Annotated in this window: 20 protein-coding genes; 11 read left to right on the forward strand and 9 right to left on the reverse strand. The window is 73.2% G+C overall.

Features of this window, described 5'->3' with window-relative positions:
• Window positions 1-97: 97 nt before the first annotated feature.
• On the forward strand, window positions 98-817 hold the full coding sequence (gene infC / locus WMF43_RS26155; RefSeq protein WP_437668676.1) for a translation initiation factor IF-3: 720 nt from the start codon (window positions 98-100) through the stop codon (window positions 815-817).
• A 132-nt stretch (window positions 818-949) separates the two neighbouring features.
• Here the strand turns inward: infC and WMF43_RS26160 are convergent, their stop codons facing one another.
• Window positions 950-2518 (reverse strand): serine/threonine protein kinase, encoded by a 1569-nt coding sequence (locus WMF43_RS26160; protein WP_437668677.1) that lies wholly within the window; start codon window positions 2516-2518, stop codon window positions 950-952.
• 159 nt (window positions 2519-2677) lie between these two features.
• Window positions 2678-3358 carry an SMI1/KNR4 family protein gene (locus WMF43_RS26165; RefSeq protein WP_437668678.1) on the reverse strand — a complete coding sequence of 227 codons (681 nt, stop codon included), beginning with the start codon at window positions 3356-3358 and terminating at the stop codon, window positions 2678-2680.
• 137 nt (window positions 3359-3495) lie between these two features.
• Here WMF43_RS26165 and WMF43_RS26170 point away from each other — a divergent pair, with 137 nt between their 5' ends.
• The 6 genes from WMF43_RS26170 (at window position 3496) to WMF43_RS26195 (ending at window position 9778) form a co-directional block, all read left to right on the forward strand.
• Window positions 3496-3768, forward strand: coding sequence for a hypothetical protein (locus WMF43_RS26170; RefSeq protein ID WP_437668679.1), 273 nt, complete (start codon window positions 3496-3498; stop codon window positions 3766-3768).
• Window positions 3765-5453 (forward strand): hypothetical protein, encoded by a 1689-nt coding sequence (locus WMF43_RS26175; RefSeq protein WP_437668680.1) that lies wholly within the window; start codon window positions 3765-3767, stop codon window positions 5451-5453. The genes WMF43_RS26170 and WMF43_RS26175 overlap by 4 nt, the downstream gene beginning before the upstream one ends.
• 79 nt (window positions 5454-5532) lie before the next feature.
• Complete coding sequence (locus tag WMF43_RS26180; RefSeq protein WP_437668681.1) at window positions 5533-7038, forward strand: hypothetical protein; 1506 nt, start codon at window positions 5533-5535, stop codon at window positions 7036-7038.
• 44 nt (window positions 7039-7082) lie between these two features.
• The gene (locus WMF43_RS26185) at window positions 7083-8462 is read left to right on the forward strand and encodes a protoporphyrinogen/coproporphyrinogen oxidase (RefSeq protein WP_437668682.1); all 1380 of its coding nucleotides are present in this window, start codon (window positions 7083-7085) and stop codon (window positions 8460-8462) included.
• Window positions 8463-8591: 129 nt separating this feature from the next.
• On the forward strand, window positions 8592-9158 hold the full coding sequence (locus WMF43_RS26190; RefSeq protein WP_437668683.1) for an FMN-binding protein: 567 nt from the start codon (window positions 8592-8594) through the stop codon (window positions 9156-9158).
• The gene (locus WMF43_RS26195; RefSeq protein ID WP_437668684.1) at window positions 9155-9778 is read left to right on the forward strand and encodes a hypothetical protein; all 624 of its coding nucleotides are present in this window, start codon (window positions 9155-9157) and stop codon (window positions 9776-9778) included. The genes WMF43_RS26190 and WMF43_RS26195 overlap by 4 nt, the downstream gene beginning before the upstream one ends.
• Before the next feature lie 451 nt (window positions 9779-10229).
• On the opposite strand, the gene WMF43_RS26200 is transcribed toward WMF43_RS26195, so the two are convergent.
• The gene (locus WMF43_RS26200; RefSeq protein ID WP_437668685.1) at window positions 10230-10838 is read right to left on the reverse strand and encodes a response regulator transcription factor; all 609 of its coding nucleotides are present in this window, start codon (window positions 10836-10838) and stop codon (window positions 10230-10232) included.
• A 531-nt stretch (window positions 10839-11369) separates the two neighbouring features.
• The gene (gene glgB / locus WMF43_RS26205; RefSeq protein WP_437668686.1) at window positions 11370-13616 is read right to left on the reverse strand and encodes a 1,4-alpha-glucan branching protein GlgB; all 2247 of its coding nucleotides are present in this window, start codon (window positions 13614-13616) and stop codon (window positions 11370-11372) included.
• A 317-nt stretch (window positions 13617-13933) separates the two neighbouring features.
• On the opposite strand from glgB, the gene WMF43_RS26210 reads away from it, so the two are divergent.
• The 3 genes from WMF43_RS26210 to WMF43_RS26220 all read left to right on the forward strand — a co-directional run bounded on the left by WMF43_RS26210 (window position 13934) and on the right by WMF43_RS26220 (window position 16009).
• On the forward strand, window positions 13934-15514 hold the full coding sequence (locus tag WMF43_RS26210; protein WP_437668687.1) for an aldehyde dehydrogenase family protein: 1581 nt from the start codon (window positions 13934-13936) through the stop codon (window positions 15512-15514).
• A gap of 61 nt (window positions 15515-15575) precedes the next feature.
• Entirely contained in the window at window positions 15576-15779 is a 204-nt protein-coding gene (locus tag WMF43_RS26215; RefSeq protein ID WP_437668688.1) for a hypothetical protein, read from the forward strand.
• Window positions 15776-16009, forward strand: a complete 234-nt coding sequence (locus WMF43_RS26220) for a hypothetical protein (protein WP_437668689.1) — start codon at window positions 15776-15778, stop codon at window positions 16007-16009. Before WMF43_RS26215 ends, WMF43_RS26220 begins: the two co-directional genes overlap by 4 nt.
• Before the next feature lie 318 nt (window positions 16010-16327).
• Here the strand turns inward: WMF43_RS26220 and lon are convergent, their stop codons facing one another.
• The 4 genes from lon to WMF43_RS26240 form a co-directional block, all read right to left on the reverse strand.
• A complete protein-coding gene (lon, locus tag WMF43_RS26225; RefSeq protein ID WP_437668690.1) occupies window positions 16328-18721 on the reverse strand; it encodes an endopeptidase La in 2394 nt (797 codons plus the stop codon).
• Between the two features lie 299 nt (window positions 18722-19020).
• Window positions 19021-20805 carry a hypothetical protein gene (locus tag WMF43_RS26230; protein ID WP_437668691.1) on the reverse strand — a complete coding sequence of 595 codons (1785 nt, stop codon included), beginning with the start codon at window positions 20803-20805 and terminating at the stop codon, window positions 19021-19023.
• Window positions 20806-20838: 33 nt separating this feature from the next.
• Window positions 20839-21753 (reverse strand): tetratricopeptide repeat protein, encoded by a 915-nt coding sequence (locus WMF43_RS26235; RefSeq protein WP_437668692.1) that lies wholly within the window; start codon window positions 21751-21753, stop codon window positions 20839-20841.
• On the reverse strand, window positions 21750-22352 hold the full coding sequence (locus WMF43_RS26240; RefSeq protein WP_437668693.1) for an RNA polymerase sigma factor: 603 nt from the start codon (window positions 22350-22352) through the stop codon (window positions 21750-21752). The genes WMF43_RS26235 and WMF43_RS26240 overlap by 4 nt, the downstream gene beginning before the upstream one ends.
• A gap of 516 nt (window positions 22353-22868) precedes the next feature.
• Here WMF43_RS26240 and WMF43_RS26245 point away from each other — a divergent pair.
• Window positions 22869-23369, forward strand: coding sequence for a hypothetical protein (locus tag WMF43_RS26245; RefSeq protein WP_437668694.1), 501 nt, complete (start codon window positions 22869-22871; stop codon window positions 23367-23369).
• Between the two features lie 103 nt (window positions 23370-23472).
• Here WMF43_RS26245 and WMF43_RS26250 read toward each other — a convergent pair whose 3' ends face one another.
• Window positions 23473-24084, reverse strand: coding sequence for a response regulator (locus tag WMF43_RS26250; protein WP_437668695.1), 612 nt, complete (start codon window positions 24082-24084; stop codon window positions 23473-23475).
• Between the last annotated feature and the right edge of the window lie 22 nt (window positions 24085-24106).

Below are 24106 nucleotides of genomic sequence, written 5' to 3' on the forward strand. Positions count from 1 at the left end.
ATTGGCATGGTGATGGTCGCCGCGACCGGAGCCGGTCGCAGCGCGGCGGTCCGTCGCTCTCGGAAGCACAGAACACAAGGAGGCTGCGAAATATCACATGGCGATGAGACGCTTCGACCCGCGGCAGGCCCAGAGGGGGCCGCAGATCCGCATCAACCAGCGCATCCGCGTCCCGGAGATCCGCGTCATCGGCGATGATGGCGAGATGCTCGGCATCATGCAGACCCACGAGGCGCTGCGCCGGGCACAGGAGAAGGGGCTCGACCTCGTCGAGGTCAACCCGAAGGCGGATCCTCCGGTCTGCAAGATCCTCGACTTCGGCAAGTACAAGTACGACGAGAAGAAGAAGGCCCGCGAGGCGAAGCGCAAGCAGAGTGTGGTGGAGATCAAGGAGATCAAGCTCCGGCCCAAGACGGACGACCACGATCTCGAGTTCAAGACCAGGGCCGCGCACCGGTTCCTCGGGGCCGGCCACAAGGTGAAGTTCACCGTGCGCTTCCGCGGCCGCGAGATCACGCACCCGGAGAAGGCGCAGGAGCAGCTCGACTGGATCGTCCAGCACTGCGAGGAGATCGCCAACGTCGAGGTGCGCCCGATGATGGAGCAGCGCACGATGACGCTGATGATGGCGCCGAAGCCCGCCATCCTGCAGAAGGTCGCCCAGGCCCGCGCCGCCGCCGAGAAGGCCCGCCAGAAGGCGATCCAGGAAGGGCGCGCCGCTCCCCCGCCGATCGACGCCGAGGAGGAGGAGATCGAGAAGCTCGAGAGGCAGCTCGAAGAGCAGGACGACGACGAGGACGAGGACGAGAACGCGTAACGCGCCGGACGAGCGCGCGCCGCGAGGAGCCGCGCGCCCGTCGCAGGCGTCAGGGCTGGAGCAGGCCGCCGCGCCGCACGCCGGCGGCGAGCGCCGCCAGCGCGGCGGCGAGCCGCGCGCCCGTCGCAGGCGTCAGGGCTGGAGCAGACCGCCGAGCCACGCGCCTGCCGCGATCACCGCCAGCGCGGCGACGAGGATCACGGCCTTCACGGCGCCGCCACCGCCCTTGAGCGGACGGGCTGGGTTCGGCTCCAGCTCGCTCGATGTGGCCGGGGCGAGCGGGGCGAACCCGGGTGACGGCGGCGGTGCAGGCGCCGCCGCGAAGGGCGGCGGTGGCGGCGCCGCCGCGAAGGGCGGCGGTGGCGCGGGGCGCTGCGGCCCGGGGGCGACGTGTGTCGGCGACGCCAGGGTGGGCTCGACCCTCCGCTCGCGCGGCGGAGCCGCGGGCGGCTGGTCCGGCGTGACGAGATCGAACGGCTGCTCCGCGTCCAGATCCAGGGGCGGATCGCCGTCGTGTGTCTCCTCGAGCGCGGCGAGGTTGCCGGCCTCGACCGACACCGCGGCGAGAGAGCGCCGCATGAGGTCCTCTCCGGGGGCCGAGACCTTGATCTCGTCGGCCCACTTGCCGATGTCCTCGAACGCCGAGATCTTGAGCGGCTCGCTCAGCCGCGAGGTGCTCGGCGCCGCGTTGTCGTCCGGGATCGACGTGAACTCGAGCAGGGTCTCCTCGATCAGCTTGTCGATGAACGACGCCTTGTCCGAGGCGGGGGCGCGCCTGCGCAGCGCCATGGCGCTGCGGACGTGCTCCGCGATGTCGTAGGCGCTGACCGGCCGGCCGAACTTGTAGAGGAAGGTCGTGAGATCCCTCCCGAACTCGCGCGCCGAGCCGTAGCGGTCGCCGGGCTCGCGGGCGAGCGAGCGCGCGATGATGCGGTCGAGCTCGGGCGGGACCGCCTTGTTGATCCCGGAGAGCGCCGGGATCTGCGCCTGCTGCACGAGCTTGACGGTCTGGTAGTCGGTGTCGCCGAGGAACAGCCGCTTCCCGGAGAGCATCTCCCAGAGGATGGCGCCCACCGCGAAGATGTCGGTGCGGTGATCGACCTCGAGGCCCTGCGCCGCCTCGGGCGAGAGGTAGCTGAACTTGCCCTTGATGATCCCCGCCTCGCTCTTCTCGAGCTGGCTCGTCGCCTTGGCGAGGCCGAAGTCGACGATCTTCACCTCGCCGTACTTGGTGATGAGCACGTTCGGCGGGGACATGTCCCGGTGCACGATCTGGAGCGGGTGGCCGTCGGCCCCCTTGAGCTCGTGGGCGTACGTGAGCCCTTCGCAGAGCTTGGCCGTGATGAACACCGCCGACTCGACCGGGAGGGTGCGGCTCGCCTTGCGCATCGACTCGAGGACGGCCTTGAGGTCGGCGCCGTCCACGTACTCCATCACGATGAAGTACGCGTTGTCGCCGACGCCGATGTCGAACACCTGCGCGACGTTCGAGTGGGAGAGGTGCGCGGACAGGCGCGCCTCGTCGAGGAACATGGCGATGAAGCGCTTCTTCTCGCTGAGGTGCGGGAGCACGCGCTTGATCGCGACCTGCTTCTTGAAGCCCTCGATCCCCGCGCTCTCCGCGAGGAAGACCTCGGCCATGCCGCCCGAAGCGAGCCGCTCGATGACCCGGTAGCGCTGCTGCTGGTGGGCTTCCGTCATGCTCCGCCTAGTACACCACGTCCCGCGCCGCGCGCGGCAACAACCGGTCAATCCCCCCGGTGTGCGCAGCCCCCCACGGCGCCTCGAGCTCGTCGCGCGGCCGCCGGACGTGCGCGCACAGCCGGCGCGCCGCGGCCTGGCCCGCGCGACAGCGCCCGCTCAGCCGGCGAGCGCGCTCCTCGCGGGCGTCCGCGGCGCCGGCACGAGCGGGACCGCGACGGCGCGCGCGCGGCTCCTCGGCGCGACCGACGGCGGCATCGGCGTCAGCGACGTGTGCGACGCGGCGCGGCTGCGGCGATCGTCGAGCTCCGCGGCGAGCATGTCCCTCACCACCTCGAGGAGCTCCGGGAACCCCGAGAGGCGCAGCCCGATGTCGTTGGTCCAGAGGATGACCTCGGGCTCGCCGCCGGTCCCCATCGCCTCGGTGTCCCAGGCGAAGACCGTCTCGGCCGCCGCGTCGATGCCGAACGGGACGAGGGCGCTGCGCGCACCGGCGCGGCCGCGCGCAGCCGGCGCGCGCTCGACGTCGGAGCGGCCGTGCGCCTCCTCGGCCTCGCAGTGCTCGAGCACCATCCGGCCGACGCCGAGGAACGTGCCGCGCGCGAGCGCGCGCACGCCGAGCAGGCTGGCGCCCGCGAACAGCTGCGGCCACCCGTCGTGCCGCGAGAGCAGCTCCCGGTAGCTCGGCGGAAGCGGCATCCCGAGGCGACGCTCGGCGCCCGCGATCGCCGCCTCGGACGCCCCCGCCGGCGGCGCGATCGGCATTCCCCGCCGCGGATCGATCCGCGCGAGCTCCAGCTTGAGCGCGCGGATCCGGTGCATCGACTCGAGCCACTCCATGCGCGCGAACCTACTTGCACCACCCCGGGAGGAGCAAAAAACGCGCGACGCGCGGCGCCGCGCCGCCCGCGCAGTCGACGCACGCCCGCGGATCGCGGGCGCTTGACAGTGCTGTGCGTCGGCGGCACGGTGCTTGCGTGGCCGGCTCGGGCTCCTGGGGATCACTGCGCACCGCGTTCGTGGCGGTGAGCGCGACGTTCGTCGTGGTGTCGCTCGCGACCGCGTGCCTCGACTACGCGGGCGAGGAGCTGTTCGACCAGTGCGACACGCCGGCGGCGCCGCTGCCCGGCTCCGGGTCCGGCTCGGGGGCGACCGCGGGCTCGACCAGCACCGGGCAAGACCCTGCAGACCAGCCGGACTGCGGCGCGCCGACGCACGCGCCGGGATCGGGATCCGGCTCGGGCTCGTGACGGAGGGGCGGCGCGATCGGGCCGCGCTCGCCGCGCTCGCCGCCGCCGCGCTCGCGTCGCGCCTGCTCTTCCGCATCGACTACGACGAGGACATCGACGCGCTCCGCTTCGCGCTCGGCGTGGAGCGCTTCGACGTCGCCGCGCTCCGCCCGCACGCGCCGTACTACCCGGTGGTCATCGCGGCGGCGAAGGGGCTCGCGCTGCTCGGGGCGACGCCGCGCGGCGCGCTAGCCCTGGTCAGCGCCGCGGCGGGCGCGGCCACGGTCGTCTTCACCGCCCTGATCGCGCGCGAGGTGGCCGGGCGGCGCGCCGCGGTGTTCGCCGGGATCCTCGCGCTCGCGTCGCCGTTCCTGTGGCTGTCCTCGCAGAAGCTCCTCAGCGACATGGCCGGCGCCGCGGGGACGACCGCCGCGCTCTGGCTCTGCGCCCGCGCCCGGCGGCGCTGCCGCGAGGCAGCGGCCGCCGTGCCCGCGGCGCCCGGCGTCGCGCCGGCGGGCGAGGCCGCGCTGGCGGAGGCGGGCGAGGCCGCGCTGGCGCATGCGCGCGCGGCGCGCATGCGCACGTGGGCGCTCATGTTGCTCGGCCTCGGGCTCGGCGTGCGCCTCTCGTACTTCCCTGTCGCCCTCGCCTGCCTCGCGGTCATCGCCCTCGGCGAGGGCGGCCGCGCCGCGTGGCTCGCGCGCGGCCGCGATCTCGCGACCGGCGTGCTCGCGTGGCTCGTGCCGCTCGTGCTGATCGCGCCGCCGCGCGACCTCGTCGCGACGACGTGGGTGCAGGGCATCGGCCACTTCACCCGCTGGGGAGGGACGGCGATCACCGTCTCGTCGCCCCTCGATCGCCTCCACGGCGTCGTCTGGGGGATCTGGGCCAACGGGCTCGGCGGGGCGTGGCCGGACGCGCCGCCGGCGCGCTGGCTCGGCGCGCCGCTCCTCGCCGCGCTCCTCGCCGCGCCGCTCGCCGCCGGCGCCGTCCGCGAGGGCACCGCCCCGCTCTGGTGCATCGCGCGCATCGCGCGCGTCGCGCGCGCCGCGCGGGAGCAGCCCGAGCTCTGGGCCTCGGCGCTCGCGTATTTCGCCTGGGCGCTGCTCGGGCAGAACACCGCGTACAAACCGCGGCACTGGCTCCCGCTCGTCCCGCTCCTCGTCGTCGCGCTCGCGGCCGGCGCGGCGGCGCTCTCGCGGGCGGCCCCGGCGGCGGCGCGCCGGCGCGCGCTCCGCGACGTCGCGCCCGCGGCGATCGTCGCCGCCCTCGCGGCGCAGTGGCTGGCGGACGCGATCTCCCTCGCCCGCCAGCACCAGGCGCCCTCGCCGGCCGCCGCGATCGTGGGCTTCCTCCGCGGCGCGGACGGCGATCCACGCCCGGTGGTCACGCGCGACCTCGACCGGATGATCCTGGAGGGCGCGCCCGGCCGCCGGGCGGTGCGCGTGCGCGGCGACCTCGAGCTCGTCCGCGCCGTCGAGCAGGCCGGCCCCGGCGGCGCGCTCATCACGAGCGAGGCGCTCTCGCGCGAGGCGCGCGCCGCGCTCGCCGCCCGCGGCTATGGGGTCTCCCTCCGCTTCGCGCGCCCGCGGTCGCGCTACGTCGACGCGCTCTGGAGCGATCTCGCCCTGCTCGAGGCGCGCCCCGTCGCGCCTCGAGCAAGTCAAGCGCATTCACTCCCGCTGCGCGGCGCGCCGTCCCGCTGAAAACGATGTTGACCTCCGTTTTCAAGGGCGCGAAGACTGCCGCCCTGCCGAGCGCCTGGCCGGGCGCTTGCTCTTCGTCATGAACGCGATCTCGTCCTCGTGGCCTCGCTCTGCGGGCGTCCTCCTCGGCGTGCTGCTGCCCTTCGCTGCCGCCGCGCCCTCCGCCGCGCAGCCCGCGGCCGCGCCGCCCGCCGCTGCGGCCGCCCCTCCCGCGGCGGCTGCGCCGCCCCCTGCTGCGTCCGCGCCCCCTGCGGCCGCTACGCCGCCTGCCGCAGCGTCCGCGCCCCCTGCGGCCGCTGCGCCGCCCCCTGCTGCGGCCGCGCCCCCTGCGGCGGCCGCGGAGGGTCCGGTCCTCGATCTCCCGCCCGAGCAAGCCGCCCTGCCGCCCGACGCGAAGCCGGCGATCGGGCTGGGGGCCGGGCAAGCGCCGGAGCACGAGCTCGTCCGCGGGCTGACCGAGCAGCGGTTCCGGAGCGCCGGGGCGAGCGCGAGCAGCACCTCGGTGGGCGGCTACGGCGAGGTGCACGCCCGCGGCACGACGACCGGCCGCGACGGCGAACGCGCGTGGGTCGCGGACGTCCCGCGGCTCGTGCTCTTCGTCGCGCACGAGTTCCGGGACGACATCCGGTCCTACGTCGAGCTCGAGGTCGAGCACGCGCTCTCCTGCGCGACCTGCCCCGGCGCCGCGGAGCTCGAGCAGGCCTACCTCGAGTGGAGCGTGGCCGGCCGCGCGCTCGGGCTGCGCGCCGGGCTCGTGCTCGTCCCGATGGGGATCATCAACCAGTGGCACGAGCCGCCGGTCTTCCACGGCGTGGTCCGGCCGAAGGTGGAGACCGTCGTCATCCCCTCGACCTGGCGCGAGATCGCGGTCGGCGCGTTCGGGCAGCCGCTCGACTGGCTGCGCTTCGAGGCCTACGCGATGACCGGCCTCGATCCGCTCGGCTTCCGCGCGGGCGGCCTCGCCGGCGGGCGGCAGAGCGGCGGGCTCGCCAGGGCCAACGCGTGGGCGGCCGTCGCGCGCGTCGAGGCGGAGCCGCTGCTCGGCGTCGTGGCCGGCGCGTCGGCGTACGCGAGCGACGCAGGCTCGAACGGCGACGGCGAGTTCTTCCTGCGCGACCGGACCCCGGTGGATCTCTCGGTCCCGGTCCTCGGCTGGTCGATCGACGCGCGCTGGCGCAGGAGCGGCCTGGAGGCACGGCTCCTCTTCGCCGAGTGGCACCTCCCCGAGGCGCGCGCGCTCATGCTCTCGTTCAACGGGAGCGGCGCGCCGAACTTCATCGACCCCACGAGCCCCGTCGGCGCCCGGATCCGCGGCGGCTACGTCGAGGCCGCGTACGACGTGCTCCGCCCGCTCGGCCTCGGCCACGAGCTCCTGCCGTTCGCGCGCGTCGAGGCGTACGACACGCAGTCCGCGGTGCCCGACGGCTTCGCCCCGAACGCGTCGTACGACATCCGCGAGTACACGTTCGGGGTCTCGTACCGGCCGACCCAGGGCGTCGTGCTCAAGACCGACTACCAGCTCCGCGACCGCAGGCTCGGGTTCGATCAGACGCAGCTGAACTTCGGCCTCGGGTTCATGTACTGACCGCGCGCGCGCGCGCACACGTCGAGTCGAGTCGAGGGCACGCCATGTCACTCCGCCCAGCGGACGCGCCGCCCGAGCGCGTCGTCGTCGGCGCCGGCATCTCCGGCCTCTACGCCGCCCTGCTGCTCGCCCGGGCCGGCCGCCGCGTGCGCCTGCTCGAGCGCGCCGCGCGCCCCGGCGGCCTCGCGGGCGCCGAGCTGTTCCGGGGGCTGCCCTGCGACCTCGGCTCGCACCGGCTCCACCCGGCCGCCCTCGAGCAGCCGCTCTTCCGGGAGATGCACGAGCGCTCCCCGCTCCTCTCGCGCCCGCGCCGGGGCGTGCTCGTGCTCGGCGAGCGCCACGTCCCCTACCCGCCGAGCGCGCCAGCGATGCTGCGCGCGCTCGGCCTCCGCGCGGGCGCCGCGATGGCCCTCGGCTTCGCGGCGCAGCGCGGCCGCCGCGCGGCCTTCGCCCGCTGGGACCACGACCGCGCGCGCGCCGGCGAGGACGCCGGCTTCGAGCGGTTCGTGCGCGACCGCGTCGGCGCGGCGGCCTACGCGTCGTTCTACAGGCCCTACGCCGAGAAGGTCTGGGGCATCCCGCCGGCCGAGCTCTCGCAGACCGTCGCGAAGAAGCGGATCAGCACCACGAGCCCGCTCGCGCTGTTCCAGCGGCTCGGCCCCGCTCGCGGCGGCGAGGCGGCGGAGCTCGCGCGGTTCATCTACCCGCCGGGCGGCATCGCGTCGATCATCACGTACCTCGAGGCGCGGCTCGCGGAGGCCGGCGTCGCGGTCTCGTGCGGGACCGGGGTCGGCGCCGCGGACCTCGCCGGCCTCGCGGGCGGCGGCGCGGCGCCCGTCCTGTTCGCGGGGGACCTCCGCGATCTCGTCCCCGACGCGCCGCTCGAGCACCGCGGCCTCTACCTGGTCTACCTCGCGTACCCGCAGGCGCGGCTCGGCGCGCCGGAGACGTACTACTGCCCCGACCCGCGCTTCTGGTTCGGCCGCGTCTCCGAGCTGCAGAACTACGCGCCCGATCTCCGCCGCCCGGGCGAGACGGTGCTGTGCGTCGAGATCCCGGAGGGCGCCTGGGGCCGCGGGCGCGACTTCGCGTCCGGGCGGCCGCTCGAGGAGCTGCTCGATCAGCTCGTGCGCGCGGGCATCGCCCCGCGCGGCGTGGCGCCCGTCGAGGCGCGGCAGCGCTTCGTCCCCGGCGTCTACCCGCTCTACCGGCGCGGCTGGCTGCACGACTGGCGCCGCGCGATGCGCCGCGCCGCCGCGCTCGGCGTGCTCCCCTTCGGGCGGCAGGCGCTGTTCCTGCACTGCAACCTCGACCATTGCGCCGCGATCGCCGCCGACGCCGTGGCGCACGTCGAGGCGGGCCGCAGCCCGGAGGCGTGGGTGGCGGAGGCCGAGCGCTACCTCGACGTGCGCGTGCGCGATTGAGGCGCGCCGCGCGCCCGCAGCGACGCGGCCCGGCGCCACGCGCGCAGCACGGGGCCGAGCGCCTCACGCGCTCCGCACGGAACGCTGTTGACTTTGACTTTCATGAATGACAGGTTCGTCCGAGTCTTGATGCGTTCCCCCTTCTCTGGCCGCACCCTCCACTTCGCCGCAGGGACGGCGCTCGCGTTCGTCCTTGCAGCGTTACCTGCCCACGGCGCGACGTACTGGACGGTGCCCGCTGTCCTGAAGAGCTTCTTCGCGAGCTCGAAGAAGGTCGGCTACCGCAAGCTCGTCCTCAGCGACGCGGAGGTGCAGGAGCTCGGCAAGAAGCTCGGCGCGCCGCTCAAGCGGGAGTGGGTGGTGTACGTCGCGGAGTCCGAGGGCAAGGTCGACGGCTACGCGATCAAGGACGAAGAGAAGGGGATGCACGAGCCGATCGACTTCGCCGTGAAGTTCTCGACGGCCGGCGCGGTGGAGCGGATCGAGATCCTCGAGTACCGCGAGGCGTACGGCGATGAGGTCCGCGGGGATCGCTTCCGCGCGCAGTTCCACGGCAAGACGGCGAGCGATCCGATCACCGCGGGCAAGGACATCGACATCGTCTCGGGCGCGTCGATCTCGTCCCGCTCCGTGGCGCTCGGGGTCAAGCGCGACGCGCTCGTCCTCCAGCTCGCGCTCAAGCGCGGCGCGTTGTGAGGGATTTCACTGCGGCGGCGGGGCGGCTGAGGTCGCTCTCGCTGGGCGCGAAGCTCCTGTACTCCGCGTTCGCCGTCGCGTCGATCGTCGGGCTGCTCGTCTCGTGGCGCCTCTACGGGGCCATGGTGCAGGACGCCGGCGCCGCGGGGTACTACGCCGGCGCGCCGGCCGCGGCGCCCCCGCCCGCCCCGGCGCAAGCGCCCGCCGCGGCCTCGGACGGTCCGGCGCTCGACCTCGGCCCGGAGCTCGACCTCCCCGGGGCGCCGGAGACGCCGCGGGTCCTGGTGGAGCAGGTCTCGGAGCGGAAGCTGCTCGAGGTGACCCATTTCCACCTCTTCTCCGTGCCCGTCTACGTGTTGATCCTCGCGCACCTCTGGCTGCTCGCGCGGCTGCCGCCCTGGCTCCACACCGCGGGCGTCGCGGCGGCCGTCGTCACGAGCGGGCTGCACATCGCGGCGCCGTGGCTCATCCGGGGCGCGCCCGGCGCGGCGGCGCTGATGCCGATCTCCGGCGTCGCCATGCTGCTCTCGCTCGGCGCGATGGCGCTCGTCTCGACCGTGGACATGTGGTTGCCCAGGCGGCCGCGGCGGGGCCCGGCGGGGCCCGACGAGGCGGCCTAAAACACCGATCCTTGTGATCGAGCGAGAAATCAAGCGCCAAGGGCGCCAAGATATTCTCTTCTTCCTGGCGTCCTTGGCGCCTTGGCGTCCTTGGCGCTTCGAATTCTGCTCGTTTCAGGCTGGTTCAACCCGTTTGTCGCGCCAGCGACGTCCCGGCTGAGTTTCAATTCTCCCCTGAGCCTGTCCGCAGCCCCAGGTTGAATTTCAATTCAACCCGGAGCCTGTCCGCAGCCTCCCAGCTGAATTTCAATTCAACCCGGAGCCTGTCCGCAGCCCCAGGTTGAATTTCAATTCAACCCGGAGCCTGTCCGCAGCCTCCCAGCTGAATTTCAATTCTCCCCGGAGCCTGTCCGGAGCCCACGAAGCGCAGGAGCGCAGCGCAGCGCCCGCGCGGCGGTCTCCCGCGGCCGCACGGGAGCCGCGTCCTCGACATCCCTGCAGCGCGGCGCTGTCACTTCTTCACGTTCCGCCGGAGCCAGCGGGCCGTGAGCGACCAGGCGAGCTCCAGCACGTCCTTGCTCTCGAACGGCTTGCTCAGGAGCCGCAGCTCGGGCCGCTTCAGGCGGCGGATCACGTCGTGCCAGGAGTAGTCGGAGTAGGCGCTGCAGATCACCGCCTCGATGTCCGGATACTCCGCCCAGATCCGCTCGATGGTCTCGACGCCGTCCCAGCCCGGGGGCATCCGCATGTCGACGAACATCAGCGCATACGGACGGCCGCTCCGCTGCATCCGCCTCACCTTCTCGAGGCCCTCCTGACCCTGGCACGCTCCGTCCACCTGGAACGTGCTCCGCGGGCGAGACTCCTGCGCCCCGAAGATGGCCGCGTCGAGCTCGTCGAGCGCCGCCGATGCCCCGAAGTCCGGACAGAGGAGCTTCTGGATATCGCGATGGATAGAAGGGGTGTCGTCGATGACGAGGACCCTCCGGATCTCGCCTCCTCGGGTGGGATCCGCGCCCGGCCACGACGAGAGGGGTGGCTGCGAGAGAAAGCGAGAGGTCCCCCCTTGGGCGACCGCCGCCTTGGTGGGATCAAGGAGCCTTGTGTTGCTTCCGCTCATCGTTCTAAGCACCCCGCCTCGGCTCGACGTAAGCCTGTTAAGATAACGCACGTCCATCACGGAACACCAGCAGAATCGTACAGTAAGAACAGATTCTAGCGGCCAGCGCGTTGCTCGGCTGAGGGCTCGGCGCTGCCGGTGAACGTGTCACGTCGTGGCCGCGCCCTCGCTGGCCGAAAGCAGGACGGCGCTCCCGCCTCCCCAGACGGAACAACACCCCCTGCACGATGTGCGGAATTTCCTTAGTAAAGCACTTTCTCGGTCGTGGCAAGCGGGTTTCGCGACCGTGTCAGTGCCAGAGGTGCCGCGCCCGACAGGGCCTCTCCGCAACATTTCGACGCGGAGGAGCGGGCGGGAAGGCGCGGCGCGAGGTGGATTGGCGCGCCTGAGCGACAGGCCCCCACGGCGCCTCCGCGCGGTCGAGCAGGTCTGACGAGGTGGGGGGGCGTGGGAGCGGGAGGAGGCCCGCGGGAATGGGCGCGGCGCCTGCCGCGCGCGCTTCAACGCGGCGCGCGGCAGCGCCGCGAGCGCTCAGCGATGCTCGGTGTGCTCGGGGACGAGCCAGAGCACGGCGAGCGGCGGGAGCGTGAGCACGACGGACTGCGGGAACCCGTGGCACGGGACGTCCTCGACCTCGACCCGGCCCATGTTGCCCACGCCGCTGCCGCCGTACTCGGACGCGTCCGTGTTGAGCGCCTCGAGGTACACGCCGCGGTGCGGGATGCCGATGCGGTACTGATGGCGCGGCATCGGCGTGAAATTGCCGACGAACACCACGTGTGCGCCCGTGGGCGACATCGGATCTCCGGCGCCTTCCGCGTAACGGACGAACGAGATCACGCTCTGCATGTTGTCGGTGCAATCGATCCACCGGAAGCCGTGGTGCTCGTCGTCGAGCTCGTAGAGCGCCGGGTGCTTCTTGTAGAGCGCGTTGATGTCCTCGACGAGCCGCTTGAGCCCCGCGTGGGCGGGGGACGCGAGCAGGCCCCAGTCGAGCTCCGTCGCCTCGCTCCACTCGCTGAACTGGCCGATCTCGCCGCCCATGAAGAGCAGCTTCTTGCCCGGGTGCGCCCACATGTAGCCGTAGAGCGCGCGCAGGTTCGCCAGCATCTGCCAGTAGTCGCCGGGCATCTTCGAGAGCAGCGACTTCTTGAGGTGCACGACCTCGTCGTGGCTCAGCGGCAGGAGGAACTTCTCCGAGAAGGCGTAGAGCAGCCCGAACGTGAGCTGGTGGTGGTGGAAGGCGCGGTGGATGGGCTCGTGCTTGAAGTAGTCGAGCGTGTCGTGCATCCACCCCATGTTCCACTTGAAGTCGAAGCCGAGCCCGCCGACGTACGTGGCGTGGGTGACGGACGGCCAGGCGGTGGACTCCTCGGCGCACAGGATCGCGCCGGGGAAGCGGTCGTGGACCTGGTTCGAGAGCTCCCGGATGAACTCGATGGCCTCGATGTTCTCGCGGCCGCCGTACCGGTTCGGCACCCAGTCGTGCGGGCTCTGCGCGGCGTAGTCGAGGTAGAGCATCGAGGCGACCGCGTCGACCCGCAGGCCGTCGATGTGGAACTGATCGAGCCAGTAGAGGGCGTTGGCGACGAGGAAGTTCCGCACCTCGTGCCGGCCGTAGTTGAAGATGTAGGTGTTCCACTCGCGGTGCTCGCCGAGCCGGGAGTCGAGGTGCTCGTAGAGCGCCGTGCCGTCGAACCGCCCGAGCGCCCACGCGTCCTTCGGGAAGTGGGCGGGGGTCCAGTCGAGGATCACGCCGATCCCCTTCTGGTGGAAGCGATCGATGAGGTAGCGCAGGTCGTCGGGGTCGCCGAAGCGGCTCGTCGGCGCGAAGTAGCCGGACACCTGGTAGCCCCACGACCCGTCGAAGGGGTGCTCCATGACGGGCATGAGCTCCACGTGCGTGAAGCCGAGCTGGGCCACGTACTCGACGAGGTGGTCGGCGAGCTCGCGGTAGGTCATCCAGCGCATCCAGGTGCCTTGCGGGTCCTCGACCGGGACGCGGCGCCAGGAGCCGGCGTGGACCTCGTAGATCGCCATCGGCTTCTTGCGGGAGTCCACCCGGCCGCGCTGGGCCATCCACTCGCCGTCCTGGAACGTGTAGCGGCTCGTGTAGACGCGCGCGGCGTTGGCCGGCCGCATCTCCATCGAGCGGGCGAGGGGGTCGGTCTTGAGCGTGATGTGCCCCTGGGCGGTCTTGACCTCGTACTTGTAGATCGTGCCGTCGCCGAGGCCGGGGATGAAGATCTCCCAGAAGCCGCTGCCCATCTTGCGCATCGCGTGGCGGCGGCCGTCCCAGTGGTTGAAGTCGCCGACGACGCTCACGCGCCGCGCGCTCGGGGCCCACACCGAGAACGACGTCCCGCGGACGCCGTCGACCTCGCGCACGTGCGCGCCGAGGAGGTTGTAGAGCCCCCAGTGCTTGCCCTCCGCGGCGAGGTGCAGGTCCACGTCGCCGAGCGTGGGCCGCGCGCCGTAGGGATCGTCCTCCACGGACGAGGCGCCGTCCGGGAACCGCAGCTCGAGCTGGTACCGGAAGCGTCCGTCCGCCGGGTAGGCCACGCCCGGGAAACGCGCCTCGTAGATGCCCGCGGGGTGCACGCGCCGCGCCGGCCGCTTGCCGAGCGACGGATCGCCCGGGATCACCGTGATTTCGGAGGCGTCCGCGCGAAAGACCCGGACCACCAGGTCGCCCTTGTCCTCGTGCGCTCCGAGCACATGGTGGGGATCCGGGTGCTCGACGGCCGCGATGAGATCGAGTTCTCGTTGTTCCAACATGTCAGGGGTCACGCCTATACCGGCTCCTGTCGCCGACGTCATGCCGAGAGTCCGCCCGCGACGCCAACCAGGCTCGTCCCTACGGGTAGATGCGGCAGCGTTTTGCGGCTTGACCCTGGCGCAACGGCGATGTGCCCACCATTTGTCCGGAGCGCAACAGCGGACGTCGTGGGCTGATTTGCGCGCACATCGGCCGGGAAACGCGGCAAATGCTCAATTGCTGTACCTCTGCAGGAGGGGTAGGTTCCCGGCGCCGAGCGGCGCGCCATGGCGGTGGTCCGGCAGGAGCGCGGGGTCGGCAGGCGGAGGGATCGAACATGGGTCAGGTGGTGAGCGAGCGCGCGATCGGGAGCAACGGCGGCGGTCCTGGCGTGAACGGGCATGGGGGTGCGACGATCCGCAGCTACGCGCCGGCGACCGGGGAGCTCCTCGGGGAGGTCCCGAACATGGGCGCCGAGGAGGTGCGGGCCGCGGTGGCGCGGGCGCGGCGCGCGCAGGAGGCGTGGGGCGCGCTGCCCGTCGAGGAGCGTTGCCAGCGTTTGCTCCGCTTCCGCGACGCCATCGTCGACCGGACCGACGAGCTCGTCGATCTGATCTCCCGCGAGTGCGGCAAGCCGCGCCACGAGGCGCTGCTCCACGAGGTGCTGGTCGCGGCCGACATGGCGACGTACTTCGCGGATCTCGCGCCGAAGGCGCTCGAGCCGCGCGAGCTCAAGCTCCACCTCTTCAAGCACCGGCGCAGCTGGGTCCACTACACGCCGCGCGGCGTGGTCGGCGTGATCTCGCCCTGGAACTTTCCCTTCCAGCTGGCGCTGCGCGACGTGCTGGCGGCGATCGTGACGGGCAACGCTGCGGTGCTCAAGCCGAGCGAGGTGACGCCGCTCATCGCGCTGAAGCAGAAGGAGATCTGGGACGGCGCGGGCATGCCGGAGGATCTCTTCCAGGTGGTCACCGGCTACGGTCCGACGGGCGCGGCGCTCATCGACGCCGGCATCCAGATGCTCGTGTTCACCGGCAGCGTGAGCACCGGCAAGCGCGTGGCCGCCGCCTGCGGCGAGCGCCTCATCCCGTGCGTGATGGAGCTCGGCGGCAAGGCCCCGCTCATCGCCTGCGCCGACGCCGACGTCGAGCGCACGGCCCAGGCGATCGTGTTCGGCGGCTTCGCGAACTCCGGCCAGGTCTGCGTGGCGGTGGAGCGCGTCTACGCGCACCGCGAGATCCACGATCGCCTGCTCGAGCGCGCCGTCGAGATCACGAAGGGCCTGCACCAGGGCGACCCGAGCAAGGAGTTCGTCGACGTGGGCGCGATCATCTTCCCGCCCCAGATCGAGGTGGCCGAGCACCTCATCAAGGATGCGGTCGAGAAGGGCGCGAGCCTCAAGGCCGGCGGCAAGCGCGTGCCTGGCCCGGGTCAGTTCTTCGAGCCGACGATCCTCGCCGGCTGCGATCATGCGATGGCGGTGATGAAGGAGGAGATCTTCGGCCCCGTCGTGCCGTTCATGCAGGTCGCCACCGAGGAGGAGGCGATCCGTCTGGCGAACGAGTCCCACCTCGGCCTGAACGCCTACGTCTTCTCGCAGGACACCGATCACGCCCGCCGCCTCGCCGAGCGCCTGCAAGCCGGCAGCGTTCTCGTGAACGACGTGCTCACGAACGGCGCCCTCCCCGACGCCCCGTTCGGCGGCATCAAGCAGAGCGGCTTCGGCCGGGTGATGGGCGAGGACGGCCTCCGGCAGATGTGCGAGGTGAAGCACATCAACGCCGACCGCATCTCGATCGGCTCGAAGGACCCGATGTGGTTCCCCTACACCGAGACCTCCTACAGCTGGTTCAAGCGCGGCCTGCGCGCCCTCTACTCGAGCGGCAGCCTCCTTCGCCGCATCGGCGAGCTGTTCTAGAGGGGCCGCCGGGGCACAGCCCCCCTTGCTCCTGTGCCCCCTTCCGATCCACGCTGGATCCATGATCTCCCGCCCCGGTTCCTCGCCGAGCGACCCCATCCTCGCGGCCATCGACCGTGCGCCGCGTGTGGAGAGGCTTACGCCCGAGCAGCGTGCCGAGCTCGAGCAAGACCTGGCCGACATCGCGGCGGGCCGAGCGCGCCTCATCGCTCACGAGGATCTGCCGCGGGCGCTAGAAGAGCTGGCGCGCGAGCGGGGCGAATGAGCCTCCGCGTCGTCTGGAATTTCCCCGCGCTGGTGACGTTCTACAACCTCCCGATGCACTCGGCCTTCATGATCGACCGGGCGGTCGTTCGCTTCGCGGAGACGGGCGAAGGCGAGCTCGCTTGGGAGCCGCCTTACCACCTCCTCAGCGCAGGCTTCCACGACGTGGTGCTCGCGATCGATCGCGAGGCGCGGACGATCGCCGTGCTCCGCATCTATCGCGTCCGCTGAGCGCTTCAGCGCTGCCGCCCTCACAAGATGAAGTGAGCGCCGGCGGGGGGCTGTGCGCGGCGGCGCGCGGGTGGGCGCGATCCAGCACCGACCGAGGTGCACCAAGTTCCCAGCGGGCTCCACGTCCCAGGCGCGCCTTGTGTGGCGCGCATCGAAACGTCCCAGGAGGCAAGGCCCGAAGGGAGACATGCCGGGCGGTGTCCCCTGCGCAAGCTCCCTCGCCCCAGTCTTGGCGGATGGCGAGCGCCCACCCGCGCGCCGCCGCGCACAGCCCCCCGCCGGCGCGGCGGCCCGCGGTGAGCCGCCCCTCCCCTCCCGCTACGCAGCCGCCGCCGGCTCAGCCGCCGCCGCGCCCGCCGCCGCCGCAGCCGCCTCGACCGGCGCGTCCTCCAGCGCGGCCGCGATGACCTGGCTCATGTCGTCGACGAAGATGAGCTCCAGCTCCTCCCGCACCTCCTTCGGGATCTCCTCCGCGTCGCGCGCGTTCTTCTGCGGCAAGACGACCCGCGTGATCCCGGCCCGGTGCGCCGCGAGCACCTTCGCCTTGATCCCGCCGACCGGAAGCACCCGCCCCCGCAGCGTGCACTCCCCCGTCATCGCCGTGTCGGACCGCACCCGCCGCCCCGAGAGGAGCGACGTCAGGGCCGTGAACATCGTCACGCCCGCGGACGGCCCGTCCTTGGGCACGCCGCCCGCAGGGACGTGGATGTGCAGGTCCTCCGCCTCGAGCTTCGCCGTGTCGACCCCGAGCTCCCCGGCGTGGCTGCGCACGTAGGTGAGCGCCGCCTTCGCCGACTCCCTCATGACGTCGCCGAGCTGCCCCGTGATCTCGACCCTCCCCTTCCCCGGCATCCGCGAGGTCTCGATGAACAGGATGTCCCCGCCCACCGGCGTCCACGCGAGCCCGGTCGCGACCCCGGGCACGCTCGTGCGCTCCGCGACGTCGCTGAAGAACCGGACCTTGCCGAGGTACTTGCCGAGATCACGCGCCTCGATGACCACGCGCGGGACCTTGCCGTCCGCCGCGCGCGCCACCTCCAGCGCGATCGCCCGGCAGAGCTTCTTGATCTCGCGGCCGAGCTGCCGCACCCCGGACTCGCGCGTGTAGTCGCGCACGATCGCCGCGAGCGCCTCGTCCGTGACCGACAGCGACGCCTCGTCGATCGCGTGCTCCTTGAGCTGCTTCGGGAGGAGGTGCGACCGCGCGATCGCGACCTTCTCGTCCGGCGTGTAGCCGGACAGCTCGATGATCTCGAGCCGGTCCCGGAGCGGCGCGGAGAGCGCGCCGAGGTCGTTCACCGTGCAGAGGAACAGCACCTCCGAGAGGTCGAACGGGAGCTCCAGGTAGTGGTCCAGGAACGTCCGGTTCTGCTCGGGATCGAGCACCTCGAGCAGCGCCGCCTCGGGCGAGCCGCGCCATCCGGCGCCGAGCTTGTCGACCTCGTCGAGCAGCACGACGGGGTTCTTCACCTTCGCCTTCTTCAGCGCGTGGACGACGCGGCCGGGCAGCGCGCCGACGTACGTCCGCCGGTGGCCGCGCAGCTCCGCCTCGTCGTGCACGCCGCCGAGCGAGATGCGCACGAACGGGCGGCCCGTCGCATCGGCGATCGACTGGCCGAGCGAGGTCTTGCCCACGCCGGGCGGGCCCGCGAAGCAGAGGATGTTCGCGCGGGACTTCCCGGTCAGCTTGAGCACCGCCATGTGCTCCAGGACGCGGCGCTTCACGTCGTCGAGGCCGCGGTGGTCCTCGTCGAGCTTCGCCTGGACCGCGTCGAGGTCGTCCTTCACGGTCGCCCGCGCGCTCCACGGGAGGTCGGCGATCCACTCGAGGTAGGTGCGGATCACGTTGTGCTCCGCGCTCTGCGGGCCGACCGACTCGAGGCGCCGGAGCTCGCGGTCGGCGACCGCGCGCGCCTCCTCGGAGAGGCCGGCCTCGTCGAGGCGCCGCCTCAGGATCGAGAGCTCGTCCTCGCCCTGGTCGCCGCCCCCGAGCTCCTTCTGGATGGCCCGGAGCTGCTCGCGCAGGATCGCCTCGCGCTGGCCCTTGCCGAGCTCGCGCCGCACGTCGGCGTCGATCTTCTTCTTCATGTCGGCGATGGCGGCCGCCTCGGAGAGCAGGCCGGCGACCCGTTGGAGCCGCGGGACGACGCGCAGCTCGGCGAGCACCTCCATCTCCTTCTCGGTCGGGAGGCCGAGCGCGCCGGCGACCTGATCGGCGTAGAGGCCCGGCTCGGCCCGGCTCGCGGCGGCGATCTCGGCGAGGTTCGTGCCGATCCTCGGGCCGATCTCGCGGGCGCGCTCGCGCAGCGACGCGGCGAGCAGGCGCGCCTCCTCGGCGTCGCCGAGGAACTCGGGCGCGACGGCGCCCTCGGCCCGCCAGTAGGGCTCGGTCTCGACCAGGGCCGTGAGCGCGAAGCGATCGAGCCCCTCGATCACCAGGCGGTAGCCGTTCGAGACGCGCGTGACGTCGACGACCCGGGCGAACGTGCCGATGTCGTGGAGATCCTCGCGCTGGGGATCCTCGCGCTTCGGATCGCGCTGCGCGATGACGCCGATGACGTCGCCGGCGTGCACCGCGTTGAGCAGCGCCACCGAGCGGGCGCGCCCCACCGGGAGCGTGAGCACGGTGCCAGGGAAGAGCACGCCCGTGCGGAGGGGGAGGAGGGGGAATGGAGATCGAGGCGCGCTGGCGCCGCTGCGAAGCTGGCTCATGCGGACTCCTTGGGCAGCGGCGGCTCGCGCCGTCCTGCCGGAACCGGTGACGGTGGATGTGTGGCGTGAATCGGACGTAATCGGACGTAATCGGACGTAGACGCCGTGGACGACGTGGACGACGTGGACGACCGCGCGCCGCGCCGATCAAGGCGCGCGGCGCGCGGTCGAGACGCTCACGTAGACCGCCGGCGGCGACCGCCCGGGCGAGCTCCGTGAACCGATGAACGGAAAGTAAATTCGTTCATGGCTCCGTCAACCCGCGCTGACGGCCAGCGGGCTGGGCAGCGCGCCGCGGCTCAGAACAGCTGCACGCCGAGCGTGGCGCCGGGCCAGCCGCGCATCGCGTTCACGCCGTCGAAGGGGAAGGTGGTGCTGCCGTAGGGGCTCAGGTCGGCGTCCACGTCGGTCTTCGCGAACGAGAGGTTGTAGGTGGGGCCCCCGAAGATCGCGAGATCCTCCGAGAGGCGCACGCCGAGCAGCGCGCGCGCCTGCGAGATCGCGGCCACGGGCTCGAGCGACGGGAGGTCGTGGAGCCCGTACCCGAGCACGTCGATGTCGGCGTAGACGCGCTCGCTGATCGAGATGCGACCGCCCAGGCCGACCGCGAAGGTGGCGAGGGGGCGGTCGCCCGCGAGGCGGACGCCGAGCCCGTAGACGTTGTGGATGTGATCGCTGCCGTGCTTGAGCCCGGCCATCACGATCCCGGACTCCTGACCCCAGACGTCGAGGTGGAAACGGCCCTTGCGGATGAAGTTGAGCACCCCGAGCGAGAACGTCGACTCGTCGGCGTAGTTGATCACGCCGATCTGCGCGCCGCCTACCTTCCCGTGGGCGACGTTGACGACGCCGATCTGCGTGCCGATCGACGCGCCCGCGGCGACGTTGGCGGCGCTGATCTGCGTGCCGATCGACGCGCCCGCGGCGACGTTGACGACGCCGATCTGCGCGCCGGCGACCGGGCCGACGGCGACGTTCAGCGTGCTGATCTGCGCGCCGTCGACCGGGCCGGCGACGCTGGCGACGCCGATCTGCGCGCCGGCGACCGAGCCGACGGCGACGTTCAGCGTGCTGATCTGCGCGCCGTCGACCGGGCCGGCGACGCTGGCGACGCCGATCTGCGCGCCGTCGACCGGGCCGGCGGCGACGTTCAGCGAGCCGATCTGCGCGCCGGAGAGCGACCTGGCGAAGTTGAGCCCGAACGTCATCTGCGCGCCGCGCGCCGGGCCGGCCACGATGTTGGCGGCGTTCGAGAACTGCGCGCCGCACAGGAACGACGAGGCGATGTTGAACCCGACGCTGAGCTCGGCCCCCGCGATGCCGGCGGTGTACCCGCCGACGAAGTTCAGCGAGTAGCGGCGGACGACATTCGTGCCGGTGATGGTCGACGTGCCGAGGAACGGGGCGGCGTCGGCGCCGAAGAGGACGACGCGGGCGCCCTCGGCCGCGCAGGGCGCGGTCTCCTCGGCCGCGGGTGCCCCGGCCGCGGAGGCCCGGGCCGGGGGCCGCGTCGCCGGCCGCGCCTGCGCCGCGGAGGGCGGCGGCGCGGCGGCGGGAGGCGCTTCGGACGGCGCGGCCGGGCGCTTGCCGAGGGCGGCGGCGAGCTCCGCGGCCTCGTCCCGGACGAGGTTGCCCGCGAGCAGGGCGATCGCCTCGGCGGCGCGGCCGGGGTCCTGGGGGAGATCGATGGTGCGCTCGATGCGGCGATCATCCTCGGCGGCGTAGGTCAGCGTGACCCGGCCATCCCGCTCGCCGCGCAGCACGAGCGTGGGCCGCCCGGCCGCCTTCGCCGGGGCCAGCGTCACGGGGCCGCCGAGCTCGAGGCCGACGGCGGCGCGCACCGCCTCGGGATCGAGCGTCCAGGGAGCGTCCTCGACGACGAGGTCGACGCCGGCGGCGCTCGGCTCCTCGGCGGAGGCGCCCGCGGGAGGCGCGGAGACCGCGACGAACGTGGCCGCGGCGGCGAGCGCGCGGAGGGCGAGCGCGCCCGCGCGGAGGGCCGCGCCGCGCGCGAGGAGGCCGCGCGCAGCGCGCGGCGAGGGGCCCCGGCGAGCGGCGGGAGAGGCGGTGCTGTGTGTGTCCATCGACCGTGCTGTGCCCGCTCGGGGCGCGTTCGTTCACTCGCCGCGGTCGCGAGCAGCGTCGCCGCGCAGCGCATCGATCAGCACGCGCGCGTCGGTCTGCCGGTAGGCGCCGAACGCGCCGCGCGCGAACGGCTCGAGCGCGCGCTGCGCCTCGTCCGCGCGGCCCAGGCGGACCAGGCAGAGGGCGCGGTTGTACTGCGCTTCCACGGAGAAGCGACCGCGCGGGGCGGCGGCGAGGTAGACGTCCCAGGCCGCGAGCGCGGCGGCGGGGTTGCGCTCGACGAAGTGCGCGCGGTGCGCGGCCTGGTAGAGCGCGTCGGCGTCGGGCGCGGCCGGCGGCGGGGCGGGCAGCGGGGACGCCGTCGCGGGCTCGGGCGGCAGGCCCGCCTCGCGGGACGCGGCGGACGGCGCCGGGCGCGCGGCGCGCTGGGGGGCCGGGGTCTTCGCGCGCCGCGGCCGGGCGCTCACCGGCGCCGCGCTGGGAGCGGGCGGCGGCGAGGGGGCCAGCGCGAGCGCCTCGGCGCTCGGCGCGGGTTCTGGCGGCGCGATCGCCTCCGCGCTCGGCGCCGGCTCCGGCGGCGCGGGCGCCTCGGCGCTCGGCGCTGGCTCCAGCGGCGCGGGCGCCTCGGCCTCGGCGGCGCGGCGGGGAGCGGAGCGGGGGGTCGGCGGCGCGGGCGGCGCCTCGGGCACCTGCGCCGCGCTCAGGCCGAGCTGGGACGCGATGTCGTTCCACGTCTCCGGGAACCAGCGCGTGGCCGACGCCCACGCGACCGAGCCGACGAGCACGGCGGCCATCGGGACGAGCACGCGGACCGCCGTGTGGCGGCGGGCGCGCTGCGCCTTCAGGGTCCTCATCACGCGGGCGCGCGTCTCGGCAGGACTGGCGCGCGACGCGGCCGCCTGCTCGCGCAGCGCGCGCGTGGCCTCGCGGAGCACGTCGTCCTTCATGGGGTCCTCTCTTCCAGCAGCGTCCGGAGCTTCTGCTTGGCGTGGAACAGCCGCGTGCGCACCGTCGCCTCCGGCACGCCCAGGATCTCGGCCGCCTCGCGCGAGCTGCGCTCCTCGACCTCGCAGAGCACGAACGTCGCGCGCTGCGCGTCGGGCAGCGCGTCGAGGGCGCGGTTCAGGGCCTGGGCGAGGTCGGCGCGGCCGGCCTCGCGCTCGGGGCTCGACGCGTCCGCCTCCTCCGGCTCCAGGGCGAGCCGCTCCATCGCGGCGCGGCGGCGCGCCGCGGCCCGGACGTGGTGGCGCGCGTGGTTCACCGCGATCGCGATGAGGAAGGTCTTGAGCGACGAACCGCCGCGGAACCGCTGGATCGCCTGCGGCAGGCTGACGAAGACGTCGTGCGCGAGGTCCTCTGCGGCGGCGTCGTCGCCGGTGAGCCTGCGGGCGAAGCCGCGCACGGCGTCGTAGTGCTGGTCGTACGCCTCGCCGATCGCCGCGGCGTCCCCGCGCTGCAGCCGCTCGACGAGCGTGTCCTCCGCGGCCTGCCCGCGCTCCGCGCCGCGAGAGAACAGGAACGGAACGAGGAGCGCGACGGTCCTCATGGGGCTCCACTTCCCCGGCGCGGGGGCCGGCTCGGGGTGAGCGACCCCCGCCGGCTGTCCCGGCGCGAGGCCCGAGGCCCGCGGTGTCCCGTCTCGCTCCATCGGCGCATCGTCATCGTTACATCCAATCGTGCCCCGACGCGTCGCCTGTTTTCTGGCAGGGAGCACCGGAGGGCTGGGGGCGACCGGGGGCACACGCCTTCGTGCCCGGGGAAAACGGGACCGTTCATGCCGGGGTGTCCATTTCGTGCCCGGAGGGGTCCGGAACGTTCAACCGCGGCGGTCGATCGGATCGAACCGGCCCGAGAGCGGCCGCCGGGGCCCGCTCCAGCCGCCGCGCGGGGGGCCTGGGCGGCGGGGTCCCGGAGGGTGGGCGTCGGAGTCGTGCGATCGCCGTCGGGTGATTGAACGGACCGCACGGCGCCGGGCACGGAGGGTCGAACGATCAGCAGGCGCCTCGCGCGGCGGGCGGCGCCGCTGTCTTGGACTCACCGCGCCAATCAGGAGTGATGACCAATGAGCATGCGCACGGCCTTCACCTACGGCCTCGGCCTCTCCCTGTCCCTCTTCGCCACGACGATGAGCGGTTGTTACATCAACACCGGCGAGGACTGCGACTGGGAAGACGAGGAGTGCTTCTGGGACGACGCGCCCGACGCACCCGACGCGCCCGACGCACCCGACGCGCCCGATGCACCTGACGCGCCCGACGCGCCCGACGCGCCCGACGCGCCCGGCATCGGGCGCCCGGACCGCGGCGATGACGGCGACGGCGGCGACAGCAGCGCCGGCGAAGGGGGGGAGCCGGCCGCGTGCGTGGCGGACTGCGACTGCCCGAGCGGCAGCGCGTGCGTCGACGGGACCTGCAAGCTGCCCTGCGCGGCCTCGTGCGAGTGCCCCGAGGGCGAGTCGTGCGAGGCCGGCTACTGCGAGCCCCCGCCCGAGCCGGCCATCTCCTGCGAGGTGGACTGCGACTGCCCGAGCGGCAGCACATGTGTCGAGGGCGCCTGCTCCTGAGCCGCGCCGCGGCGCGCGGGCGCCGCGCCGGCTGCTCGTCCCGAGCGCCTCGATCTGCGCCTCCTGCGCGATCTCCCGATCGCGCAGGAGGCCCTCGTGCTCCCTAGCGCAGCTGGAGGCCCCGCAGGACGTCCTCGGGCAGCGCGTCGACCAGCGCCCGGAGGTGCGCCTCGCGCTCGAGCAGCGCGGCGTGCGCCGTCGCGCGCTCCCGCTCGTGGCGCCACTTCGCGCTCAGCGCCGCCGCCATCTGCCGGACCTCCATCGGCTCGAACGGCTTCTTGAGGATCAGGTACCGGTCGAGCAGCGAGAGCCGGCTCGCGATCTCCTTCCAGGACATGTCGGTGTACGCGGTGCAGAAGACGGCCTGGATGTCCGGGTCCTCCCGGAACATCCGGTGCAGCGTCTCGACGCCGTCGATCCCGGGCGGCATCCGGAAGTCGACGAAGGCCACCGCGAAAGGCTCGCCGCGCGCCCGCGCCTCGCGCACGAGCGCGACCCCCTCCTCCCCCTGGTGCGCCGTCGTGAGCTCGAAATCGAGCTCGACCGCCGGCAGGGACGGCGGCGCGTCGAGGTCGCCGAAGAGCTCGGCCTCGTGCTCCTCCAGCGAGGATCGCGAGGGGCCGGACTTCAGTATCCTCCTGAAATCGTTATGGATTGACGCGTTGTCGTCGACGATCAGGATCCGTGTTCTGTGGAGCACGCTCGCCTTGTTCATCTCTACCTCGGCCCGCGCCGGT

Origin of the sequence: Sorangium sp. So ce131 (genome assembly GCF_051519095.1) — a bacterium.
Taxonomy (GTDB): domain Bacteria; phylum Myxococcota_A; class Polyangia; order Polyangiales; family Polyangiaceae; genus Sorangium.

Excerpts from the sequence above, each read along its gene's own strand:
- WMF43_RS26220 (WP_437668689.1), top strand. The coding sequence starts at position 15,776 with ATGAGCCTCCGCGTCGTCTGGAATTTCCCCGCGCTGGTGACGTTCTAC.
- WMF43_RS26240 (WP_437668693.1), bottom strand. The coding sequence starts at position 22,352 with ATGAGGACCGTCGCGCTCCTCGTTCCGTTCCTGTTCTCTCGCGGCGCG.
- WMF43_RS26180 (WP_437668681.1), top strand. The coding sequence starts at position 5,533 with ATGAACGCGATCTCGTCCTCGTGGCCTCGCTCTGCGGGCGTCCTCCTC.
- WMF43_RS26190 (WP_437668683.1), top strand. The coding sequence starts at position 8,592 with ATGCGTTCCCCCTTCTCTGGCCGCACCCTCCACTTCGCCGCAGGGACG.
- glgB (WP_437668686.1), bottom strand. The coding sequence starts at position 13,616 with ATGTTGGAACAACGAGAACTCGATCTCATCGCGGCCGTCGAGCACCCG.
- WMF43_RS26200 (WP_437668685.1), bottom strand. The coding sequence starts at position 10,838 with ATGAGCGGAAGCAACACAAGGCTCCTTGATCCCACCAAGGCGGCGGTC.
- WMF43_RS26160 (WP_437668677.1), bottom strand. The coding sequence starts at position 2,518 with ATGACGGAAGCCCACCAGCAGCAGCGCTACCGGGTCATCGAGCGGCTC.
- WMF43_RS26230 (WP_437668691.1), bottom strand. The coding sequence starts at position 20,805 with ATGGACACACACAGCACCGCCTCTCCCGCCGCTCGCCGGGGCCCCTCG.
- WMF43_RS26215 (WP_437668688.1), top strand. The coding sequence starts at position 15,576 with ATGATCTCCCGCCCCGGTTCCTCGCCGAGCGACCCCATCCTCGCGGCC.
- WMF43_RS26185 (WP_437668682.1), top strand. The coding sequence starts at position 7,083 with ATGTCACTCCGCCCAGCGGACGCGCCGCCCGAGCGCGTCGTCGTCGGC.
- WMF43_RS26235 (WP_437668692.1), bottom strand. The coding sequence starts at position 21,753 with ATGAAGGACGACGTGCTCCGCGAGGCCACGCGCGCGCTGCGCGAGCAG.
- WMF43_RS26250 (WP_437668695.1), bottom strand. The coding sequence starts at position 24,084 with ATGAACAAGGCGAGCGTGCTCCACAGAACACGGATCCTGATCGTCGAC.
- infC (WP_437668676.1), top strand. The coding sequence starts at position 98 with ATGGCGATGAGACGCTTCGACCCGCGGCAGGCCCAGAGGGGGCCGCAG.
- lon (WP_437668690.1), bottom strand. The coding sequence starts at position 18,721 with ATGAGCCAGCTTCGCAGCGGCGCCAGCGCGCCTCGATCTCCATTCCCC.
- WMF43_RS26165 (WP_437668678.1), bottom strand. The coding sequence starts at position 3,358 with ATGGAGTGGCTCGAGTCGATGCACCGGATCCGCGCGCTCAAGCTGGAG.
- WMF43_RS26245 (WP_437668694.1), top strand. The coding sequence starts at position 22,869 with ATGAGCATGCGCACGGCCTTCACCTACGGCCTCGGCCTCTCCCTGTCC.
- WMF43_RS26210 (WP_437668687.1), top strand. The coding sequence starts at position 13,934 with ATGGGTCAGGTGGTGAGCGAGCGCGCGATCGGGAGCAACGGCGGCGGT.